General features: G+C 57.6%; 16 protein-coding genes. 4 read left to right on the top strand and 12 right to left on the bottom strand.

Annotated elements, in window-relative coordinates; translation table 11 throughout:
• Positions 1–31: 31 nt before the first annotated feature.
• Genes bcsB through bcsQ form a run of 3 tightly spaced genes read right to left on the bottom strand, consistent with a single transcriptional unit; the run spans position 32 to position 5,783 of the window.
• Positions 32–2,359, bottom strand: a complete 2,328-nt coding sequence (bcsB, locus tag N7D90_RS08900; protein WP_261741811.1) for a cellulose biosynthesis cyclic di-GMP-binding regulatory protein BcsB — start codon at positions 2,357–2,359, stop codon at positions 32–34.
• Positions 2,359–4,581 carry a UDP-forming cellulose synthase catalytic subunit gene (bcsA, locus tag N7D90_RS08895; protein WP_261741810.1) on the bottom strand — a complete coding sequence of 741 codons (2,223 nt, stop codon included), beginning with the start codon at positions 4,579–4,581 and terminating at the stop codon, positions 2,359–2,361. Before bcsA ends, bcsB begins: the two co-directional genes overlap by 1 nt.
• Positions 4,578–5,783, bottom strand: a complete 1,206-nt coding sequence (bcsQ, locus tag N7D90_RS08890) for a cellulose biosynthesis protein BcsQ (protein WP_261741809.1) — start codon at positions 5,781–5,783, stop codon at positions 4,578–4,580. The genes bcsA and bcsQ overlap by 4 nt, the downstream gene beginning before the upstream one ends.
• A 605-nt stretch (positions 5,784–6,388) precedes the next feature.
• Between bcsQ and N7D90_RS08885 the strand changes: the two genes are divergently transcribed.
• Complete coding sequence (locus tag N7D90_RS08885) at positions 6,389–6,595, top strand: hypothetical protein (protein ID WP_261741808.1); 207 nt, start codon at positions 6,389–6,391, stop codon at positions 6,593–6,595.
• 140 nt (positions 6,596–6,735) lie between these two features.
• A complete protein-coding gene (locus tag N7D90_RS08880; protein ID WP_261741807.1) occupies positions 6,736–7,392 on the top strand; it encodes a VOC family protein in 657 nt (218 codons plus the stop codon).
• 29 nt (positions 7,393–7,421) lie between these two features.
• Here N7D90_RS08880 and N7D90_RS08875 read toward each other — a convergent pair whose 3' ends face one another.
• Positions 7,422–8,336 (bottom strand): DUF3313 domain-containing protein, encoded by a 915-nt coding sequence (locus tag N7D90_RS08875; RefSeq protein ID WP_315968153.1) that lies wholly within the window; start codon positions 8,334–8,336, stop codon positions 7,422–7,424.
• Between the two features lie 47 nt (positions 8,337–8,383).
• On the opposite strand from N7D90_RS08875, the gene N7D90_RS08870 reads away from it, so the two are divergent.
• Positions 8,384–8,815: a glycine zipper domain-containing protein gene (locus tag N7D90_RS08870; protein ID WP_261741806.1), complete on the top strand. Its 432-nt coding sequence runs from the start codon at positions 8,384–8,386 to the stop codon at positions 8,813–8,815.
• Positions 8,816–9,339: 524 nt separating this feature from the next.
• Positions 9,340–10,671: a glutamate/aspartate:proton symporter GltP gene (gltP, locus tag N7D90_RS08865; protein ID WP_261741805.1), complete on the top strand. Its 1,332-nt coding sequence runs from the start codon at positions 9,340–9,342 to the stop codon at positions 10,669–10,671.
• A 135-nt stretch (positions 10,672–10,806) separates the two neighbouring features.
• Here gltP and N7D90_RS08860 read toward each other — a convergent pair whose 3' ends face one another.
• From N7D90_RS08860 to N7D90_RS08825, 8 genes are all read right to left on the bottom strand, one after another.
• Positions 10,807–11,418 (bottom strand): alpha/beta fold hydrolase, encoded by a 612-nt coding sequence (locus N7D90_RS08860; RefSeq protein WP_261741804.1) that lies wholly within the window; start codon positions 11,416–11,418, stop codon positions 10,807–10,809.
• Positions 11,419–11,571: 153 nt separating this feature from the next.
• Positions 11,572–12,954 carry an LLM class flavin-dependent oxidoreductase gene (locus N7D90_RS08855; RefSeq protein WP_261741803.1) on the bottom strand — a complete coding sequence of 461 codons (1,383 nt, stop codon included), beginning with the start codon at positions 12,952–12,954 and terminating at the stop codon, positions 11,572–11,574.
• 1,184 nt (positions 12,955–14,138) lie between these two features.
• A complete protein-coding gene (gene lpdA, locus N7D90_RS08850; protein ID WP_261741802.1) occupies positions 14,139–15,530 on the bottom strand; it encodes a dihydrolipoyl dehydrogenase in 1,392 nt (463 codons plus the stop codon).
• 10 nt (positions 15,531–15,540) lie between these two features.
• Positions 15,541–16,761 (bottom strand): pyruvate dehydrogenase complex dihydrolipoamide acetyltransferase, encoded by a 1,221-nt coding sequence (locus tag N7D90_RS08845; protein WP_261741801.1) that lies wholly within the window; start codon positions 16,759–16,761, stop codon positions 15,541–15,543.
• Positions 16,761–17,246, bottom strand: a complete 486-nt coding sequence (locus N7D90_RS08840) for a VOC family protein (RefSeq protein ID WP_261741800.1) — start codon at positions 17,244–17,246, stop codon at positions 16,761–16,763. Before N7D90_RS08840 ends, N7D90_RS08845 begins: the two co-directional genes overlap by 1 nt.
• Positions 17,243–19,435 (bottom strand): thiamine pyrophosphate-dependent enzyme, encoded by a 2,193-nt coding sequence (locus tag N7D90_RS08835; protein WP_261741799.1) that lies wholly within the window; start codon positions 19,433–19,435, stop codon positions 17,243–17,245. The genes N7D90_RS08840 and N7D90_RS08835 overlap by 4 nt, the downstream gene beginning before the upstream one ends.
• Positions 19,436–19,497: 62 nt before the next feature.
• Positions 19,498–20,340 carry an SDR family NAD(P)-dependent oxidoreductase gene (locus N7D90_RS08830; protein WP_261741798.1) on the bottom strand — a complete coding sequence of 281 codons (843 nt, stop codon included), beginning with the start codon at positions 20,338–20,340 and terminating at the stop codon, positions 19,498–19,500.
• A 125-nt stretch (positions 20,341–20,465) separates the two neighbouring features.
• Positions 20,466–21,707 (bottom strand): OprD family porin, encoded by a 1,242-nt coding sequence (locus tag N7D90_RS08825; RefSeq protein ID WP_261741797.1) that lies wholly within the window; start codon positions 21,705–21,707, stop codon positions 20,466–20,468.
• Positions 21,708–21,797: the final 90 nt, after the last annotated feature.

Raw genomic sequence — 21,797 nt, 5'->3', positions numbered from 1 at the left:
CAGGCTCCGATTAAAGTTGTGCTAACTCAGCCTAGCTCTCCTTGGTGCTTGGGGCTTCTGGCTTTGAATAATCAGTTGGACGCTCCGGCTCACCTTGCAGCCGTTTGTTGGCCCGCGCACGCAAAGCCAGGTATGCCAAACCGCTCAGCAACACCACGCCTAGACCGGTCAGCAACAGCACCAGGAGCACATGCCGCGACATCTGCCATTGCAGGTACTTGATCAAGCCCAGGCTACCGACGTAGTACTGCTCGTCCGCCACCAGTGCTTCAATATTTTTACCGCGCACCACCACCAGGCTGCCCTGGATCGGCTGCGCGTAGTCTTCACCACCAATCAAGGCATTGGTCGCTTCGGCCAAGCCCTGGGGTTGAGTACTGGCGATCACCACTACACTGCGACCGTTTTTAAGGGGTGACTCGAAACCGGTCAGGTAGGTGCTGCGCGTACCCCCTGAAAACGCCATGTCCATCCGGGTTTTGCGCAAATTGGCTTCAGGGTCTGGACTGAACCAGTCACGCACACGCATCGGCAGATCAGACAGGTGGAAGCTGCGCTGCCCTTCGGCATAGCTGGCGGGCAGACGGTCAGCCCATTGCGTCAGCAACGGCTGGTTGGCACCTGAGGCCAGTACCAGCAGATCCTTGTCCGCTGCGCTTGCTACCTGCCCTGCCTGGATCACCTGCACACCGGTAGCCGGGTAACCAGTGGCATGACCGAAGCGCCCGAGCACTGTCAGATAGGCATCCAGGTCCGATGCACCTGCGTTGTCAGGCAGCACTACGGCGGTTTCCGACAAATCTGCCAGGCGTGTGAACGGGAAGCCGGCATCCTTGAACACGCCAAGGTTGGGCATGGCGATAAAGTGGTCGTAGCCGCTGACATCGAGGGTCGAATCGGGATCGATGGTGCCGCGCATGTTGTCAATGATGATGTCGTTACATTCGCCCTGCTTGAGGTAATCGAACATGTAGCGCAGTTGCAGGCGCGACTGCAGGGCAGCCGAGTTCAGCGGCAACAGCACATTGGTTTCAAGGCTCAGGGTGTCATTGGTTTTCAGCCCGCCGAGCACGCCTTTGTCGAGCTTGTCCTGGGACAACAGATTCTGCGACTGAATCAGCGCATCGTTAAAACCGATAATGAGCGACGAGTTGTTGGATTTTTCTTGCGGCGTATAGCGGTACTTGAGGTGCAGTGGCGCCCCCTCATCGCGCCAGGTAAACAGATCCGGAGCGAAATTCAGCGGCACGGTAATGTCACCCGGGTTGAAACCAGAGACGCTCAGCTCTTTGGCGGGCAGCAACTCACCCAGCTTTACCGGACGATCGCTCGGCAACCAGTTCGGCGCGTCATAAGGCTTGCGCGGCTGCACCACATTCAACCGGTCGATTACCACGCTGTTACCCGACAGGGCCTGGTTACCCAGTACCAGAGCAGTTGCGGCACGCTTGAGTTCGGCACCATCGCGACCGCTGACCACCAGCAACTTGCCATTGGCGTCGTTGGGGTTGGTCATCACAGTCAGGGTCGGGCCCTTGGCAGGCGGCAGGTTCAGGCCACCTATTTGCAATGCATCAGGGCCACTGACCAGCACCACCGCGTTTCCGCTGGCAGGGATCTGGTTGTAACCCGACGAGAACCGCGCACCGCGGTAGCTGGCCTGGGCGCCGAACCAAGACGACAGGGCTCCGGCTGCTTCCAGCGTGGCATTGTCGGGCGCTGCGGCGAACACAAACGGCAAGTTCAGCGCACGGGCATCACGACGATCGAAAAACGGCAGCGGCATGATCGCCAGATCGTTGGGCAAGACCAGCGGCGAAACGTCAATGCCCAGTTCGGTGGCATTGCTGATCTTGGCCCACAGGCTCGAGTGGTGGGGGTCTTCGCAGCTCATGGTGTAGTGCCCGATAAACTGCAGGCTCAAGCGGTTGAACTCAGTGATCAGATGAGGCGGAATCTGCACAATCTGCTGTTGCAGTTGCCCGGCCTTGTCCTTGGGCAACGGTAGGCTCGCGGCTACTTCGTCGTTGACCAGCACGTTGATCTGCGACAGATCCGCCAGCAGTGCAGGCGAATAGGTGTACTGCAAATTCAGACGGGCGCCGGTGACAATCGAATCGGCCCGCACATCGAAGTTGACGCTGTCAGTCGACTCCACGCCGCGCAGGCTCATCGGATAGTTGCGGCCCAATTGCTTGAGGGTCACGGTGTAGCTTTTCGCTCCGGGCGCGATAGCTGCGGTGGGCGTGGTCTCGGCAAAGGCAGCTGTACCGCTCAAGGCCAGCAAGGCGCAGGTCAGACGTGCCAGTGCGCGATGGGGCACGCGCAGTTTGGCGAAGGCTAGAGTGGTTGAATTCATCACTTGTCCAGGGCATTTTCCAGCGTGGATGGGGCGACGCGGCGACGGCGCAGCATGCTGCGCACTTCCATGGCCGAGGCTTTAAAGAGTTCTTGAATACCATGCAGACCGATAAGGCTGACCTCGCGCAGGGCCGCCAGCGGCGTATCAACCTGCCCGCTGCCCCAGGTCGAGGCCCAGGTGTCGGCGCGCGCGAACGTCAGGCGTACCAGATCGCTTTGCTGTCGCAGAGTCAGGGGATCAAACTGCGCCCCCAGCAATTCGCCACGGCTGAATACAATGACGGCCGGAAATACGCTTAGTTGCCGGTTGCGGAACAGCGATACCTGTACCCGCTCGCCCTGAGGCACGCTGACACCTGGCGGCAACCGCAAGCCAACACCTTTTTGCGAGAAATCCTGGGTAACACCTTCAATCACGCTGCCATCGGCCCGGGTCAGGCGCGCCGGTAATTTGGCAGCTACCCGTGGTTCAGAGCGTACCTGTCGGGTTTCACTGGCCACGGCCACCGCGGCACTGGCGATAATGACGTTGTAGAGCGTCCACACCAGGTTGATCAGCAGGGTGGTGGTTGCGCCCTCTTCCCCCATCGCCAGCCGTGCAAGCCCGTAGATCAGGCCCGCCATATTGAGGGTCAGCAAAATGATGTAGGGCCGGGCGAGTTTCCAATCGAAGAACTTTTCGTCGATGATCCCGCCCTTGGTGGTGACGTTGAAGCCACCGAACTTGGGATTGACCAACGCCATCAGCACCGGCCCCATGATGTACCAGGCCAGCACGGTCTCGTAGACCTCGTTCCAGAACGAATGACGGAACCGTCCCTGGATCGTGGAGTTGGTCAGGCTGGCATGAAAAATATGCGGCAATGCGTAGGCCATGATCATCAGCCCCGACGCATGGAAGATTTGCGCATTGAAAAACAGGTAGGCCAAAGGCGCTGTCAGGAACACCAGACGTGGCAGGCCATAGAAGAAGTGCAGCATCGCGTTGAGGTAGCACAGGCGCTGGCCGAGGTTCAGCCCCTTGCCGAACAACGGGTTGTCGGTACGGAAAATCTGCGCCATGCCCCGCGCCCAGCGAGTCCGCTGGCTAATGTGGCGCGACAGGCTTTCTGTTGCCAGACCGGCCGCCTGCGGAATCCCAAGGTAGGCGGTGTTGTAACCGGCACGGTTGAGTTTCAGCGCTGTGTGGGCGTCTTCGGTCACGGTCTCGATCGCTACCCCGCCGACTTCCATCAGGGGCTTGCGCCGGATCACCGCGCAGGAGCCGCAGAAAAACGTGGCGTTCCACAGGTCGTTACCGTCCTGCACCAGACCATAGAACAGCTCACCTTCATTTGGTACAGAACGGAAGGTGTTGAGATTCTTCTCGAACGGGTCCGGGGAAAAGAAAAAGTGCGGTGTCTGCAACATCGCCAGTTTCGGATCCTTCAGGAACCAGCCAATGCTCACTTGCAGAAAGGAACGGGTGGGCACGTGGTCAGCATCGAAAAATGCCACGAACTCGCCGCTGGTGACCTGCAACGCCTCGTTAAGATTGCCGGCTTTTGCATGCCGGTTGTTGTCACGGGTGATGTAGTTGACGTTGATCTGCTCGCAGAACTCGCGGAAGTCCTCGCGGCGACCGTCATCCAGCACGTGAACACGCAGCTTGTCCTGCGGCCAGTCCATTGCCTGCGCGGCAAAGATGGTCAGTTTCACAATATCGAGGGCTTCGTTATAGGACGGAATAAACACGTCAACCACCGGCCACTCACTCGGCGGCCCCTTGAGCAATACCGGCTGGCGCCGTAGCGGCCAGGCTGTCTGCAAATAACCGAACACCAACACGATCAGGGCATAAATTTCTGCCAGTACCAGGCCGTAACCAAACGCCATGTCGATCCAGTCGTCGAAGTCCAGGGTCGAAGTCAGGCGCCAGTACATGTAACGCAGCGAGGCAGTCAACGACAGGCCGATCATGATCAGAACGGTCAGTCGCCCGGGAATTCTGCGCAACACCAGGGCAGCCCCAAAGCAGCCAATGGCGAACACGCACTGCGCGTAAAACTCGAAAGGAGCGGTGATGATCAGCAACCCGACCAGAAAGCAAAATACTGTCGAGCCAATGATCAGCACACGACGTGCCGCAACCGGCCATTGATCCACACGATCAGCCAAGGCCTTGGCCCAACCCTGGGCACGTGTCTGTTCGGCTGAGGGTTCGCTGCTTGCTTTACTCATGAGGCCGAGCTCTCTACAGCGCTAGGGGTCTGAAACCTGGTCTTGAGCTGCTCGCTGAGCAACAACATATCCTGGCAGGCGGCTGATGCGCTTGGCGTCGCCAGCGGGTTCTGGCCGTAAGCCAAGGCCTCGCCGAGAGTGTTATCCCGAGCAATGACCCCAAGCAGTTGCCTGCCCAGGCGACGCTTGAGCACTTCAAGCATGTCCCGCGAAAACTCGCGGCCTGCATCAAACTGATTGACCACATAGTTGCAGACCGAGAATGCCGGGCGCGCACCCACGGCGCCAAGCAAACGATCCATTTGGTCCATGGTGATAAAACTGGCGGCATCGGCAGTGGTGACCACGAGCACTTGATCGGCCACGTCCAGAGCTTGCTGCAGATACGCCGTGCGGCCGGTTGGGGTGTCGAGTATCACCAGGTCATTTTCGCCCAGCGCCAAGTGATCCAATTGCCGGGCCAACCAATGACGATCCTGGCTCATCTCACGTTCCAGAGCACTACGCTCATCGTTGCTCGGCACGCCATAAGGCAGCAATTGCACCCCCTCGAACCCATGTTGCAGCAGGCTGGCCCAAGCAGTTGCGGCCTGGTTGGTATTGCACATGCCAGGCACGCCGGACTCGACCCCGAGGTGATATTGCAACGCATTTTGCGGGTCAAGATCGATGGCCAGGGTCTTGCCACCGCTCAAGCGCAGGCTGCTGGCCAAACCGGCGCTCAGGGTAGTTTTGCCAACCCCGCCCTTGGCCGAAACCAGCGCCACGATATGCGCCTTGCACTTGGGTGGGCGCGGTAGCGCCTCATTGTGCAAGGACTGCGTACCGGTCTGACGGGCAAGAACCACTTCGGCAAGCAAATTGCGCAGCGGTTTGCCGGCGCCCGCAGGAGTCATCAACGGCGCCTGAATGGGCAGGTTCGGTGGCTCAATAGCAAGAACCACTGATGGCACGGCTGGCTGCGCTGTGGCTTGTGCAACTGGAGAGACGACAACCAGCGGCACCGATTGCGGTACTGGAGCAACTAGTGCGACCACTGGTGCTATGGCCGCAGCCAAAGGCACTTGCTCGACCGGCACAGCCGTCTTTTCCAGCGACGGTGGCGTACTTTTGTAATCGAACTGACTTTCAAACTCGTAATAGCTGTCCGAAGTTGCTCCGAACCGGCTGAATAAATTCGATATGTCGTCTGTACGACTCATAAAAACGCTCCCTGCGCTGGCAATAATCGGCATATGACCGTGCATACCACACTAAAAATAAGGCATCACGATGACATCGTCAATATTTTGAACAAGCCAGGATTATCACCCTAATTTCAACGAGAAAACACCTGCTTTTGAGCCATTATTTTGACGCTTTTATTTGTAGATTATTGGCGCAAGCCACCCACCCTTCCCGCCTACCTGCATCGCACAAACTGTTAAAACTTTGTACCGGTAGACATTTCGTGGGGCAAAAGCCAATAAACATTACACAGGAGCCATCCCTGCGCTCTATTCATAGGCCGTAGGATTGCGCAATCGCAAGGTCAGTTTGAACCTGATTGAACAGATATCTGCTGTCAAAAGTTACTGCTGAAGAATTACCGGTCGTCCGAATTAAAAGCATTGTTGCAAGTTAATCGTTTCTGCAGGTTTTATGCGCGGGCATGTCGCGGGCCGATGCGTTGAAGCGAGGACAGATGACAGCGCTGGTTATTCTCAAACCGCAGGTGGATGCGGTTTATCCATTGATCCCCACGAACTTGAAATAGTGGCCGGTTGGCGGTAATGCTGAGGTTCAAATCAATAACAAGGAGAGCAGCATGTCTGAGCACTTCAAAAATCTCAGAGGCGACACTGCCTTTGGCGCTGCAAGCCCGCAGATCAAACGAGAACTTGCTGTTGCCGCTGCCTTGACGCTGATCCAGGCCAAAGTTTTAAACTCAAGCAGCGCCACCCAGCTGCAGTCGGAGCTGAGCAGGCTGAGCAAATATGCGGATCAGATTCAGGCCGCGCTTGAAGTCGAGTAACCCGCCTGCGCCTCACTAACCCTGCGGCGCATTTGCCTTGCGAGATTTATCAGTGCCTGCTCACGCGACTGAAACAGGGAGAGCGCTTGCACATTTTCGATAGGCGCAACCAGGCCAAGGACAGCTAAAGGAGTTTTAAGATGGAAATAGACCATGTTTTTATTTGCGTGAGAGATCACCAGCAGGCGGCTGACGCCATGAAGTCGCTGGGCCTCTCGGAGGGGACGCCGAACGTGCATCCCGGTCAAGGCACTGCAAACAGAAGGTTCTTTTTCCATAATGCCTTTATTGAGCTTCTGCATCTCACTGATGAGGCTCAGGCACAAAGTCCGCTGACCGCGCCAACCCGACTTTTTGAACGGCTGACGTGTACCGATGGCGTAGTTTCGCCGTTCGGTATTTGTTTTAGACCTTGCGCAGACAATCAGGCGCCAACATTTACTACGTGGGATTATCGACCGACTTACTTGCCCGCGGGCCTGAAAGTGGATGTAGGTACGGCCTGCGTGTCCGAGCCGATGTGGTTCTTTCTGTCATTTGCCAAAAGGCCCGATCAGGCTCCGGCAGCCCGAGCGCAACCACTCGAGCATCGCAACGAATTCCACGAAATCACATCCGTGAACGTTAGTAGCCCCCACTGCCATGGCGCCTCAACAGCGGCGAACAGCGCAAACCTGGTCGACGGATTCAAACTCACTCAAGGTGAGGAACACTTGATCACGCTGGAAATCGACCATGGCTTGCACCACCGGACACATGACTTTCGCCCGTTATTACCGATGATAATCAACTGGTGATCAACGTGCGAAAGCTCCGGTAACCGCCTTTACTTGCGGCTGGATAAATATTCGCGCCGCATATCAAGGGCCCAGCCATCAAGCACCAGCTTAAAATCATCCAGGGTCATGACCTGCTTGTCATTTTCCAGTGTCAGGCCCGTTCCTTTGCGCACAACTTGCGCCAAAACCTTCTGATCAGCAGCATCGACAACAGCTATTTCGGTGCTGATTTCACTGTCCTGGTCGCGAATACCGGTAGCCGTACTGACACCGGCAGCAAGCAAGGTAACTGGCAACAACTCATAAAACCTCAAGCTCTGAGTTTTAGCCGTGACCGAGATAATAGCGGGCCTGACAATCAAAGTGTCCGGGCCTGGAGCCGCGACGATTGTCATTACCTTGCCCAGTTCATGTTTGAGCGCAGCATCGTAGTAATGAGTCACGGCGTTAAGTGTCGATTGCGGCTCACGTTCGGTAGGCAACAGTTGCGGATAGAACTGGCTCGGCTCGATATAAACGCCGGAGTAATGTTTGCTCTCAAGTGCTGGGCTTACCCAAGACATAACGGTCTGCCCTGATGACAGCTGCTTTGGCGTCAGTTGACTGTAATCATCAAGAAAGCCTGAATACTCTTCAGGCTGGACGGTCTTGCCGGCACAGGCGGTAAGCAAAACGCAGAGGGCAGCCAACAGTGGCAGCGAGGTACTTCTTCGCATTGGGCAACAGTTCCTGAAACAAGGTGTGGACTTGGGGAACTCCAGCGCTTTAGTGCAAGCCCCGGAGTGAATGGCGCGCAGATTGCCTGAGCGATTTTGCTGGCAGATGTCCGGTTTATTTCCAGGTTGAAATAAACACGGTTTGAGGCGAGGTGTTACTCGTTGCGAACAACTAATAATTGTCAATTTTTGCCTGGCGCCATCATCGAACTTTGAGTTCAAAAACCCCTCTATATACTCAGGCATGCCTGAACTCCTGGGCGCCCTGATTTCTACCCCCGAGGAACATAACAATGCGAATGACACTACCTGCCCTTGCTCTGGGCATCCTGATCGCACAAGGAGCAATGGCTGCTGGAGACGGGACCGCCGCAGTCGGCGGCGGTGTTGGTGGCGCGCTGGGTAATATTGTCGGGCAACAGTTAGGCGGGGCCACTGGTGCCGCTGTTGGGGCCGGAGTCGGTGGTGCTGCCGGTGGCGCGATCGGTGCACCAAGAGGCAACAAAACCGAAGCAGCCATTGGTGGCGGGCTCGGATCAGCCGGTGGCTCGGTCATCGGTAACAAACTGGGAGGTTCAACCGGCTCCACTATAGGTGCTGGCCTTGGTGGAGCTGCTGGTGGGGCAATAGGCAACAATCTTGCCGACGATGGCAGCAGGCATGACTCGGGTGGCAAACACCACAAAGGCAACAAGAAGCACAAAAACAAGAACAAACACCGCTAAAGATCCAGGCTCAGGTCTGTACAAGGCCGCAGACCATGATTCGAAAGACGTGGACGGCAATGACCGCAGTGTCATTGTCGTCCCGCCCGATCGGATGCCCCCGTCATGGCCAAAGGACTCCGGCCATCGAGCCAATACAGGATTAAATTACACATTTTTTTAACTTTTCCTGTTTTCCGCCCCCGCAGCTTCAGCCCCTCATCGCGTCATTCAAAAATGCTCGCCCCCCTGTAATTGCCGGGGTACGGCACTTATGCCCCCCGAAATGGCGTATTCGAACAGCCAGTGCCTATGCTTTTTTTGGATAAATGCATGCTTATTCTGCATAGGGTAGGCATTTACAGCATTAGACGCCGCTCTCGCGCATTGGAATAGTCGCGCCGCCTAAACGGTCTGCCAGAGAGCTTTAAGCATGATTTCCGAGCGACCTATCCGGAGCTGATGCACAGGCTTTTCGGTCGCTGAGCGTTCCGGTTCGGGCACCTAACTACATCAAACTGAAGTAAAGGTAAAAAAAAAATAATATGAAGAAGGCAAAACTTAGCCTCGCCTGGCAGATCCTGATCGGTCTGATCCTCGGGATTGCAATCGGCGCGCTGCTCAACCATTTCAGTGCCGAAAAGGCCTGGTGGATCAGTAACGTGCTGCAACCTGCCGGTGATATCTTTATCCGCCTGATCAAGATGATCGTAATCCCGATCGTTATTTCTTCGCTGGTAGTGGGTATTGCAGGTGTAGGAGATGCGAAGAAACTCGGTCGCATCGGTCTTAAAACCATTCTTTACTTCGAGGTGGTTACCACCATCGCGATTTTGGTCGGCCTGGTGCTGGCCAACGTGTTCCAACCCGGTGCCGGGATCGACATGAGCACCCTGGGCACGGTCGATATCTCCAAATATGCAGCCACTGCTGCTGAAGTAACGCATGAACATGCGTTTATCGAGACCATCCTCAACCTGATCCCCTCGAACATCTTCGCGGCCATGGCTCGCGGTGAGATGCTGCCGATCATCTTCTTCTCGGTGCTTTTCGGTCTCGGCTTGTCGAGCCTGAACGCCGAACTGCGCGACCCGCTGGTGAAAACCTTCCAGGGCGTGTCCGAGTCGATGTTCAAAGTCACGCACATGATCATGAACTACGCGCCAATCGGTGTGTTCGCGCTGATCGCCGTGACGGTTGCCAACTTCGGTTTCGCCTCCCTGGTGCCATTGGCCAAGCTGGTGGTACTGGTTTACGCCGCCATCCTGTTCTTCGCCTTCGCAGTACTGGGCCTGATCGCCAAGCTGTTCGGTTTCTCCGTGATCAAGCTGATGCGCATCTTCAAGGATGAGCTGGTTCTGGCTTACTCCACTGCCAGCTCCGAAACCGTGCTGCCGCGTGTGATCGAGAAGATGGAAGCCTACGGCGCACCCAAGGCGATTTGCAGCTTTGTGGTTCCGACCGGCTACTCGTTCAACCTTGATGGTTCAACGCTGTACCAAAGTATCGCGGCGATCTTTATCGCTCAGCTGTACGGTATCGACCTGTCGATCAGCCAGCAATTGCTGCTGGTGTTGACCCTGATGGTCACCTCCAAAGGCATCGCCGGTGTACCGGGCGTGTCTTTCGTGGTGCTGCTGGCCACCCTGGGCAGCGTGGGTATCCCGCTGGAAGGCCTGGCCTTTATCGCCGGTGTTGACCGTGTGATGGACATGGCCCGTACTGCCCTGAACGTGATTGGTAACGCCTTGGCAGTACTGGTGATCTCGCGTTGGGAAGGCATGTACGACGACGCCAAGGGCGAGCGCTACTGGAACTCGCTGCCGCACTGGCGCAGCAAGGAAATCCTTCCGGCAGGCGAAGTTTCCAACGGCTGAAACCCGTACGCCTGAAAGCATGATTCTGGCTTCACACAACCCCCGGAAAAACCGGGGGTTGTCGTTTCAGCAAGGGCATAGCGAGACCAGCGACGTCCAGGTCCAAGAGGCGAACAGCCGCTTGGACCAATTGCATCAGTAAGCCAGATGCTTATCGATCAAGCTGGCCACTTCATCGGCATGGGTAAATCCCAGATCATGCCCGCCGCCGGCAAGCACATGCATTTCAACCCGTGGAATGAGTTGCGCAAGACGCTCCCCGACACGAACCGGGCTGATAGGGTCGCAATCGCCCCAAAGAAGCAGTACTGGCATACGCAGCTCGGCCAGTCGATGCGTAAGGTCGGTATGATCGTCCAGAAACCAGCGCGGCAAGGTCGGATTATCGGCAGCAAATTCATCGCGCCAATCCTGCGCTCCCTGGGCGGACATATCGACACCCCCAGAGGTAACGGTCAGTACCAGATGCGTGATCAGTTCAGGGCGCTCAAGCGCCACACGCACAGCAACAATACCGCCCATGGACTGACCGACTAACGCCGTCGGTTGATCGATATCGCCAAGCACCCGCACAACCAGATCATCCATGCTGTTCACGCCAGGAATAGAGGGTGTATCGCCAAAACCAGGCCAGCCCACATGGAACTTCTGCGCTCGAGTGGCAAGCTTTTGCGCAACTGGATGCCAGAACTGTGTGTTGCCGGAGGCACCTGGCAGAAAAAGAAGTTGGTCAGGAGAGGTAATCATCGGCGCGGTCCTTGAGGTGGATTAAAACGTCAGCAACAGGGGCAAATAGCGAAAGTAGCGGCATTGTACGGGTTGCCAAACAACCTTCTGAAGTTGCCCCTGCCTTGTTTTAAGCCTCTGCGCCTGCAAATGGGTGGTCTGCGCAGATTCCCCCTATAAACCTTGATCGAAGCGAAACGATGCACCATAAGCTGACGCTGGTAAGTGACTGGCGCCGTCTGCGCGCAATCGCGAGCGCAAGGTCCCGCTCTGAGGCTCGGTGCGATACAAGCCACGTTTTTGCAATTCGGGAATAATCAGTTCTACAAAGTCTTCAAGACTGCCAGGACTGATCAACGGATTGAGCATGTAGCCGCTGGTACCGGAAATGCGAGCGTGCTCCTCAATCCGGTCTGCAACCTGTTGCGGGGTGCCCACCAGAATCAAATCGCTGCCACGAGTAACGTTGGCAAAACGTTGTTTGACGTCACCCGCCGTTAACGGTTTACCGCTACCATCTGCACGCATCACATAGGAAGTCATGCCTTCGGTGTGAGTAGAGAGCGCATCACCGTCCGCGTAGCGACTGATGTCGATACCGGTATCACCTGCATAACTGACCAGTTGCGCCTGCAAGTGGTAATTGCTCTGCAGTTGATCATATTTGCGCTGGGCTTCAATTTCCGTTTTGGCCGTTACGATGCGCAACACAGTCAGCGATTTGACATCTTCAGCCGCGCGGCCGCGCGCCTGGGCCTGAGCCCAGATCTCCTCCAGCCCTTGGCGGATCTCATGCGGGTTAGACTTGGCAACGAAAATCAGTTCCGCGTGCTTGGCCGCAAACTCACGTCCACGACCTGACCAGCCTGCCTGGATCAGCAGCGGTGTACGTTGCGGCGACGGAGCCGTCAAGTGCGGCCCGGCTACGCGATAATGCTCCCCGACATGGTTGATAGGACGCACGCGATCACCATGCGCATAAAGCTGACGCGCCTTGTCGGCGACCACAGCATCATCGGCCCAACTGCCCTCCCAAAGCTTATAGGTTACGTCGAGAAATTCTTCCGCACGCTCATAGCGATCGTCATGCTTGATCATCTGTTCCAGGCCGAAATTTCGAGCGGCACTCGACAGGTACGACGTCACGATATTCCAGCCTATCCGGCCATTGGTCAGATGATCCAATGTGCTGAAGCGCCGGGCATGGGTGAACGGATGCTCGTAGCTGGTAGTTACCGTGACGCCAAAGGCCAGGTTCTCGGTGACTGCCGCCAGTGCCGGAATAATCATCAACGGGTCGTTTGCCGGTGCTTCCACGGCCCACTTCATCGCAGCCTCGGCATTACCGCCAAACACATCGTAGAAGCCCAGGACATCTCCGAAAAACAGCATGTCCATATGCGCCTGATCGGCAATACGCGCCAGATTCGACCAGTACCCTAAAGAGTTGATGCTCAATCGCTCGTCAGCCGGGTGTGTCCAGAGGCTGGGGGCGCCACCACAGCCAACACTCGCTTGCTCATAGAGCGCAAACAACAGAGGTTTTGGATCAGACATCGTTCTTCCTGAAAGTAGAATAATTAAATGGGCAGACTGACCGCTGATTTACGGACCTTTGCCGAAGTTGCGTTCGAGGCGGCACAAACCGAATAAAACTGCCCACGTGAGATAGAGCCGAGTGCGAAAAAAATCGTGGGCTCAAGGGTAAGAGCGCTATTGCTTTCAAAGACCAGCACGCCAATCACTTCAGCCACCTTGATAGATTAAAACGTACTATAAAACCTATTTGTACTTGTTTTATGGAATAAGAGACTAGATTCGAGCTATAACGAATCAGCAGCCAAACGCTTGCCGGGCAGCTCACTACCCGGTTCACGCACGCAGTACACAGGGCATGGCTAACGGCCAATCTGGCAGGGCTTGAATGACTACCCCCTTAATCCACCGATTTCAGCTGTCAGCGGACACCCAGCAGTTACCAACTCCGAAGCTATCAAAACTAAATAGTTATATAAAAAGTATAACTACCCACCCCATAAAACCTCCGCAATAATACTTGATAGGCGGTACACACTAAGACGGCCAACATTAAATGAACTTATTGTGACACCCCTGACCGCCCAGACCCGGCACATTACCTACCGAGAATCTGCGAACTACAACGCAGTCCGGCAGGCACTAAAACAGTGCAAACAAAGCATGAAAGCCTTGAGCCAAGCGCTTTAAAGACCTGAACTGACCTGCCGCAAACACATATAAAAATCTTGACAAATTACACTTGGCAAGCGTGCAAAACACTACAAGCAGCGCCAATAGAACACCCTTAGTGTCAGCTTTAAAATCACATGGATTGGGTATATAAAGCGATGAGCATACGTTACTGCAAAGGTGTTGGTTCCTTTATAACTCTTTGCATGCCCGACGCGGTACGTGTCGGCTTGCACCGTCAACTTAATGCTATCAAGGGCGCTAAAAACACCCTGCAAGTTCGCATGGCATGCGAACGCGCAGAGGGCTTTAGCGAAGCACTTAAAACGCTCAACATATTGAGTACAGAGGATATGGCCGGAGTCTGCCAGGTAATAGAGGCGGTGGTTCAGGCCCGAACCCGGGCCCTGACACTGTAACCTGATAGTGATGGGGCCCGGCTCAGGGCGACTTACAAGCCGAGGAAGCTCTTCGAAAACTCGTCTGCCCCATCCGCCCAGCGGCCGCAGAAAGGAGCGCAATCCATGCTGCGCTCAGCCATGCAGGGCACGGTCGTAGGCTGCCAGTACCGCTTCATGCATGGCTTCGGACATGGTCGGGTGTGGCAGGATACTGTCGATCAGTTCAGCCTCTGTGGTCTCCAGCCCCCGTGCGATGGCGTAGCCCTGAATCATTTCGGTAACCTCCTCCCCGACCATATGGGCGCCCAGCAACTCGCCGCTGGCCGCGTCGAACACGACCTTGACGAAACCCTCCGTAGCGCCCATGGCAATCGCCTTGCCGTTAGCCGCAAAGGGGAACTTGCCGACCCTGATTGTCTTGCCGGCACTGCGCGCCTGGGCTTCGGTGTAGCCGACGCTGGCGACTTGCGGGTGGCTATAGGTACAGGCCGGCACGCTCCGGGAATCCAATGGATGGGGATTCAAACCCGCGATTTTTTCAACACAAAGCACGGCTTCGTGACTGGCCTTGTGCGCCAGCCACGGCGCCCCGGCAAGATCACCAATGGCGTATACGCCCGGCTCGCCCGTGCGGCAAAACTCATCCACCAATACATGGGTGTGCTGCACCTTGACCCCAGTGCTTTCCAACCCCAGTTCCTCAACGTTACCGACAATCCCCGCAGCCACCAGCACTACGTCGGCCTCCAGCGTTTCATTGCTCTTTCCTTCCAGACGCAACTGCACTATGCCCTGCTCCACCTTGCTGCCTTGCAGCGCACAGCCGGTGTACAGCCGGATACCGTCACGAGTCAGGGCCTGCGCCACATGGGCACTGATCTCTTGATCCTCTATCGGGAGAATCCGCTCAGCCATTTCCACCAGGCTGACCTGGGCGCCAAGAGCGTGATAGAAACTGGCGAACTCGACACCGATCGCACCCGCGCCGATGATCACCAGCCGCTTGGGCACGCTGTCCGGCACCAGCGCCTGGCGGTAGGTCCAGAAATGTTTACCGTCCGGTTCCATGCCCGGCAGTACCCGTGCCCGGGCACCGGTTGCCAGAATAATGTGCGGCGCCGACAGGCTAAAGTCACCCTTCTCCCCGGTCACTTTCAGCCGCTGCGGCCCATCCAGTCGCGCATGTCCGTTGAACACCTGGACGCGGTGCTTTTTCATCAACCCGCTGACACCCCGATGCAACTGGGCGGCCACATCGCGGGAACGCTTGACGATTGCCTTCAGGTCTGGCCTGGCCGCTGCGACCTCGATACCAAAGCTGCTCGCATTGCCGATCAGGCGCAGTACGTCGGCACTGCGCAATAGGGCCTTGGTCGGAATACAGCCCCAGTTGAGGCAGACCCCACCCAACTGCGCCTTTTCCACCAACGCCGTGCGCAGCCCCAGCTGACTGGCGCGGATGGCCGCCACATAACCGCCGGGACCGCCACCCACGACGATCACATCAAATTTTATTTCGCTCATGGCAACTCCCTCAGATCAGCATGCCCAACGGGTTTTCCAGCAGGCCCTTGAACACTGCCAGCCATTGCGCCGCCAGTGCGCCATCCACGGCCCGATGATCCACCGAGAGGGTGCAACGCAGTACCGAACCGACCGTCAACTCACCGTTTTCAACCACCGGTTTCAGCTGCGTTGCGCCCACCGCCAGAATCGCCGCGTGGGGTGGATTGATGATGGCGCTGAACTGCTCGACGCCAAACATTCCCAGATTACTGATAGTGAAACTGCCACCTTGGTATTCCTCGGGGCGCAGACGGCCGTCGCGGGCACGCCCGGCCAGCTCCGCCACATCCGCGCTGATCTGCGAAAGAGCCTTGCTGTCGGCATTGCGCACCACTGGCGTAATCAGGCCGCTATCAGTGGAGACCGCCACGCAGACATCCGCCTGGTGATAGCGGCGCAGCGCCGTCTCGGTCCAGGTTACGTTCATTGCCGGAACTTGCCGCAGGGCGACGGCCACCGCCTTGACGATGAAATCGTTGATCGAAATCTTCCTCGATGCCGTACGGTTGACCTGCTCGCGAAGGGCCAGCAGAGGCTCCATCCGGCACTCCAGCTCGAGATAGAAATGCGGGACCGTGGCCTTGCTCTCCACCAGGCGCCGGGCAATGGTCTTGCGCATACTGCTGTGCGGGACTTCATCAAAGTCGATAGCCGATACCGGCGCCGCCACCGACGCGAGCGCTGTATTGGCAGCGGGTGCTGCCTCGACGTCGCGCTTGACGATGCGCCCGTTTGGCCCGCTGCCCTTGAGGCTCGTCAGGTCAAGGCCCTTGGCCGCCGCCAGGCGGCGGGCCAGAGGGCTGGCGAAGATGCGCTCGCTATGACAGACGTCAATCGCAGGTGCCACCTCGGCCCGAGGCTGGAGCACAGGTGCATCCACCACCGGTTCATTGGCCGCCGACAGCGCACCAGCCTTGGCCAATAGCGCCGCAATATCGACATTAGTTTCGCCTCTGGCAAACAGCACCCCAATCGGCGCCCCCACTTCCACCTCACGCCCCGGTTCGACCAGGATCTTGCCCAGCACCGCATCTTCTTCGGCTGCCAGTTCGACCAGCGCCTTTTCGGTTTCGATCTCGGCAATGCAATCACCGGCGCTAATCGTGTCGCCTTCCTTGAGGGTCCAGTTCTGGATCGCGGCGTGGGTAGCGTTGGCCGACACCTCCGGCATATGTAAGAGCTTGGCCATCAGGCACTCCGGTCGTTGAACAGGTCGGGACGGTAGGCGGCGATGTCGGCGTATTCCACGAGTTCCAGCACGTTGCCTTCCGGGTCTCGGCAGAACAGAGCCTTCACGTCAGGTCGCAGCTGGATCGGCGCATCACCGGCGAAAAAGCTCGCGCCGGCATGTTTCAGGTCGGCCACCAGAGTGGCGATATCTTCGACAATGAACGTCAGGTAGCTCGCATTCTGGCGGTCGAGGATCAACCCCTGTTCATGCCGGGTTGGCACCCGCTCAGGTGCCAGCAGCTTGATCCGTTCACCGTAGGGCGTCTGCAGACGCACCACGCTGTAGCCGCCTTCGCTCAGACCGACCTGTTGCGCGGCGGCAGCGGGCATATGTACCTGGGCGACAAAGGTAAAACCCAACACATTCTGATAAAAACGGCTGAGGGCCGGGAGATCGACGCAGCAAATTCCCACTTCCATTGGAACCAGCATATTCATACTCATTGGTGTGCCCCTTTTTCACGGATGACCTGTTGCAGGCCTTCGATCACTTCCTCGGTGCGGGCACAGGCGGCGCGCTCCAGGACTTTTGAAATACTTGGTGAGCCTTCGCCACCGGTCACGCGCTGGATCGGTTGGTCGAGCCAGTCGAAGCAACGGCGCTGCAGTTCGTCAGCCAGCCAACCGCCGTAGGAAGTCCCCCGTGCGCCCTGCTCGACGATCAGTACATTATTGGTCTTGCGAATGCTCGCCTCGACCGTGGCCCAGTCAAAGCTGGCACGGTCGAGGAAACGCAGGTCAATGACTTCGGCATCGATACCGGTCTGTGCCACCGCTTCCAGCGAGTGCCCGACCATGCTCAAGTACGTAAGGATGGTCAGGTCGCGACCTTCACGGCGCACGGCGGCAGTACCGAACGGGATCTGATAGTCCAGGTCGTCCACAGGCACTTCGCCGTTCTGGGTGTACAGATCGACGTGCTCGATCACCAGCACCGGGTCCTTGCAGGCCAGCGCGGTGTTCATCAAGCCTATGTAGTCGAACGGCGTGGAAGCCGCAACGATGCGCCAGCCCGGATTGGTCACGTAGATTCCGGCCGGATCCATGGAGTGCTGCGAACCGTAGCCGGTGCCCATGGCAATCTTGGTACGCAGCACCAGTGGTACGTCACTTTGCCCGCCGAACATGTGCCGGGCCTTGCCGATCTGGTTGAATACCTGGTCGGCGGCGACCCACATAAAGTCGGGGTACATAAACTCCACCACCGGTTTGAAACGCCCATCCAGGGCCATACCGCCACCCAGCCCACAGAAAGCGTTTTCACTGATAGGGGTGCCGAGTATGCGCTCCGGAAAACGCTCTTTCAGGCCGCGAGTGGCGCCGTTGGTTCCGCCCTTTAGACGGTGTACGTCCTCGCCCATGACGACAATGCTGTCATCGGTTTCCATGCGCCTGTTCATCACATCGGCGATGGCGTCGATGAACTTGCGTGGCTCCAGGCCACCGCTATAGGTCGCCTGTTCACAGGTGCGGGCAGAGGCCAGTTCACTGAGGTCACCACGAATACCGACATCGCGAAAGTCCGGCGACGGCCACAACTCGGGACGAATCCGTCGTTTGCCCGGTTTACCAGCCGGGTCGGCTTCGAGCAATGCGGCAGCCGCCTGAACCATAGCCAGCTTGATGGTTTGACGCAGATCGGCCAATCCGGCGTCGTCGATCAGGTCGCGTTTTTTCATTTCCCGCGCCAGACGCTCCAACGGATCACGGGCACGCCAGCTCTGTTCTTCTTCCTTGCTGCGGTAACCGAATGCGCTGCCAGGGAACGGTCCGTTTTGATGAAAGAACCGGTACACATCAGCCTCGATAACGGTTGGACCGTTGCCCGCGCGCATATGCGCCAGCGCTTGCTGCATGGCCAGGTAGACCGCCAGCGGGTCCATACCATCGACCTTCCAGCTCGGGATATTGAAACCCTGCCCGCGCGCCGACAGACGTGGCTCGGCAGTGGCTTCCTCAACCGTGGTGGAGACCGCGTACAGATTGTTTTCAATGAAGAAACAAAGCGGCAGTTTCCAGGCCGCTGCCAGGTTCATGGTTTCCAGCACCGAACCGATGTTTACCGCGCCATCACCGAAATAGGTCACCGCCACGGTGTCGGTCCGGGCATGCCGATGGGCCCAGGCGGCACCGGCTGCCAGCGGTACCCCGCCACCGACGATAGCGTTGGTTCCCAGGGCACCAGCCTCGGCCCACTGCAGATGCATCGAACCACCACGGCCTTTGCAAAACCCCTGGGCCAGGCCCAGGATTTCCGCCAGGGTGCGTTGCAGCAAATCCTGGATCGGCGCAGTGACAGGCGATTTCGGGTCGATACCAGTGGGCATCAGGTACACCAGCGCCTTGGCCAGAAACTGGTGATGCCCCCGGTGCGAACCATTGACTTCATCCGCCGCGCCCAACGCAACGATCGAACCTACCGCGCCTCCTTCCTGACCGATGCTCGAATGCGCCGGACCATGCACCAGGCCTTCGCCTGCCAATTCCAGCACGGTCTCTTCAAAGGCTCGGATCAGGTGTAATTGGCTGAGCATGGTGCCCAGCAACGCAGGATCGGCCTGCTTCCAATCGGCGTCAGTGGAACTGAGCTCGACCCACGGCGAGGCCGGCGACAAGGCAACACTTTTCGGCATTTCACTTCTCCACAAATGACTTGAATCGACAGGCCACGGCGGGCCCGCGCAACGAGGGCGAACTAGAAGCCGTTAGCGGTCCAGCCGCCGTCCGATACGTAAATTTGCCCGGTGATGAAGGTCGCGCTGCTGGAGGCCAGAAACAGCGCCAGCTCAGCCATTTCGCCCGGTTCACCGAGGCGTTGCAGCGGTGTGCGCTTGCGCAGGGCTTCGACGTCCAGGCGGCCAGCACGTTGCAGTTCTTCCACCAGCGGAGTCCGGGTATAGCCCGGGCCGATGGCATTCATGCGGATACCATGCCCGGCCCACTCCACCGCCAGGCACTTGGTCATGGAGACCACAGCGGCCTTGGTTGCGCAGTACGCAGTGCGATCCGCGGAATGGGACACGCCCCACATCGACGAGGTGTTGATAATCACCCCGCTCTGTTGGTCGATCATGTGTCGTGCTGCCGCTTGGGCGCAGAAGAACACGCTGTTGAAATTAATCTCGATGGCCCGACGCCATTCGGTGGGAGTGATGTCCAGGGACGGTTTGTTGATCGATACGCCCGCGTTGTTGAGCAACACATCGATACGCCCGAAACACGCCTTGGCGTGAGCGAAGGCAGCTTCGACAGCAGCTTCGTCGGTGACCGAAGCCAGGAAACATTCAACCCGTGTCGACGGAAAATTGTGCTGCAACGCGCTCTTGGCGTCCGCCATGGCCTGGGCATTGATATCGATCAGCAGCAAGTGCGCGCCGTTGCGGGCAAAGCCTTCGGCCAAGGCCAGGCCTATGCCGCTACCGCCGCCGGTTACGACCACCACCTTGCCGTCGATACCGGCATAGGCACTGTGCTGGAAAACGGCTGCATCGGACCGTGACTGTTGGGAGGTAGCAGGAGAAATATCTGGATGGGACATGCTGTTCTCACTTGTTTTTATGTCTGGTCATACATTTAAAACTACTTGTCAGACCAGTAGCAAAAAATTAACTCGCTGCCAGGAGTCTGTCAAAGGGATTTGTTGAAAATACCCTGCTGCAACGATCAGAACAGCGCCAGGCTGTAGCTTACAATCAGCCGGTTATCGTCCACTGAGGGGCCGAAATTGGAGCGCACCATGGCATTCCTCCAGCGCAGCCCGAGGTTCTTCAAAGGCCCGCTCTGGATCACATAGGACAGGTCGAAATCCCGCTCCCATTCCTTGCCGCCGTTACCACCAGCAACCGCCACATTGTCGCCATTGACGTAGCGCACGAAGGCGCTAAGCCCAGGGACACCCAGAGCGACAAAGTTGTAGTCGTAGCGCAGTTGCCAGGCTTTCTCTTCGGCGGAGGCAAAATTGCGCACCTGGATATCGCTGGGCAGCACGGTGGTGGTGGGGCTCAACCAGATGGTGCCGTCATCGCCATACATACGCTGCCAGGCGGCCATCAGCGTATGCCCGCCCAATCCTGCACTCAGGGCCGTGAAGAACGAACGGTTGTCGATCTGCCCAGCCTTGGCCTGACCCTCTTCTTCGGAATCCAGCAGGCCGATATTCGCGCCCAGCGTCCAGGCGCCAACCGGTTGTTTGTGGGTGAACTGGATAAAGCGCTGACGGTAGATATCCTCCAGTTGTGCGCCCCACAGGCCCACCATGGTCCGCTCCTGATTGAAACGGTATTCGCCGCCCAAGTAGTTGTAACGATCAGATGTGGCGAAGGCGCGGCCATCGATGAACAAGTCTTCACGATTGCTCGAGTTGCGCTGGGTGAACGAGCGCATCTGCCCGGCATTGAGGGTCAGCCCGGTGATTTCCCTGGAGGTCAGCATGGCGCCCTGAAAGGTCTGCGGCAGCAAGCGCGCATCGTTGTACTGAAGGATCGGCAGGGTCGGCAGCAGCTCCCCGACTTTCAGTTCGGTCCTGGACACTTTCATCTTGACCGCCGCCCCCAGGCTGGAGAAATCATCTGCGGAACCATTGCCGTCATTGGGCAGCAACAAGCTGCCTGCGCGCCCACCGCCGCTGTCGAGCTTGACCCCGAGGCGACCGATAATATCGACCCCCACACCGACGGTACCTTGGGTGTAGCCGGACTGAGCATTGAGCAAGAACCCCTGGGCCCACTCCTCGCTCTTGGCCCTGGCGGCGCCACTGTCGCGAAAGTCACGATTGAAATAGAAGTTGCGCATCTGCACGCTGGCCTTGGCGTCCTCGATAAAACCTTGCTCCTGGGCCAGGGCCAAGCCCGGCAAAGTACTGAGCAACAACAGTGGTCGTGCGCTGAAATGTTTAGATAGGCTCATTTTTATTGTTATTCCCGGTGGATTGCAGACACAACGATCCCTTGCGCACACGAGGTCGGCGATGGGATCAGGTAGAAAATGGCAGGCGGA

This window comes from Pseudomonas fragi (genome assembly GCF_025426255.1).
GTDB classification, from domain to species: Bacteria; Pseudomonadota; Gammaproteobacteria; order Pseudomonadales; family Pseudomonadaceae; genus Aquipseudomonas; species Aquipseudomonas kulmbachensis.
This window is presented reverse-complemented; position numbering and strand designations above follow the sequence as displayed.

Excerpts from the sequence above, each read along its gene's own strand:
- bcsB (WP_261741811.1), bottom strand. The coding sequence starts at position 2,359 with ATGAATTCAACCACTCTAGCCTTCGCCAAACTGCGCGTGCCCCATCGC.
- bcsA (WP_261741810.1), bottom strand. The coding sequence starts at position 4,581 with ATGAGTAAAGCAAGCAGCGAACCCTCAGCCGAACAGACACGTGCCCAG.
- bcsQ (WP_261741809.1), bottom strand. The coding sequence starts at position 5,783 with ATGAGTCGTACAGACGACATATCGAATTTATTCAGCCGGTTCGGAGCA.
- N7D90_RS08885 (WP_261741808.1), top strand. The coding sequence starts at position 6,389 with ATGTCTGAGCACTTCAAAAATCTCAGAGGCGACACTGCCTTTGGCGCT.
- N7D90_RS08880 (WP_261741807.1), top strand. The coding sequence starts at position 6,736 with ATGGAAATAGACCATGTTTTTATTTGCGTGAGAGATCACCAGCAGGCG.
- N7D90_RS08875 (WP_315968153.1), bottom strand. The coding sequence starts at position 8,336 with ATGCCTGAGTATATAGAGGGGTTTTTGAACTCAAAGTTCGATGATGGC.
- N7D90_RS08870 (WP_261741806.1), top strand. The coding sequence starts at position 8,384 with ATGCGAATGACACTACCTGCCCTTGCTCTGGGCATCCTGATCGCACAA.
- gltP (WP_261741805.1), top strand. The coding sequence starts at position 9,340 with ATGAAGAAGGCAAAACTTAGCCTCGCCTGGCAGATCCTGATCGGTCTG.
- N7D90_RS08860 (WP_261741804.1), bottom strand. The coding sequence starts at position 11,418 with ATGATTACCTCTCCTGACCAACTTCTTTTTCTGCCAGGTGCCTCCGGC.
- N7D90_RS08855 (WP_261741803.1), bottom strand. The coding sequence starts at position 12,954 with ATGTCTGATCCAAAACCTCTGTTGTTTGCGCTCTATGAGCAAGCGAGT.
- lpdA (WP_261741802.1), bottom strand. The coding sequence starts at position 15,530 with ATGAGCGAAATAAAATTTGATGTGATCGTCGTGGGTGGCGGTCCCGGC.
- N7D90_RS08845 (WP_261741801.1), bottom strand. The coding sequence starts at position 16,761 with ATGGCCAAGCTCTTACATATGCCGGAGGTGTCGGCCAACGCTACCCAC.
- N7D90_RS08840 (WP_261741800.1), bottom strand. The coding sequence starts at position 17,246 with ATGAGTATGAATATGCTGGTTCCAATGGAAGTGGGAATTTGCTGCGTC.
- N7D90_RS08835 (WP_261741799.1), bottom strand. The coding sequence starts at position 19,435 with ATGCCGAAAAGTGTTGCCTTGTCGCCGGCCTCGCCGTGGGTCGAGCTC.
- N7D90_RS08830 (WP_261741798.1), bottom strand. The coding sequence starts at position 20,340 with ATGTCCCATCCAGATATTTCTCCTGCTACCTCCCAACAGTCACGGTCC.
- N7D90_RS08825 (WP_261741797.1), bottom strand. The coding sequence starts at position 21,707 with ATGAGCCTATCTAAACATTTCAGCGCACGACCACTGTTGTTGCTCAGT.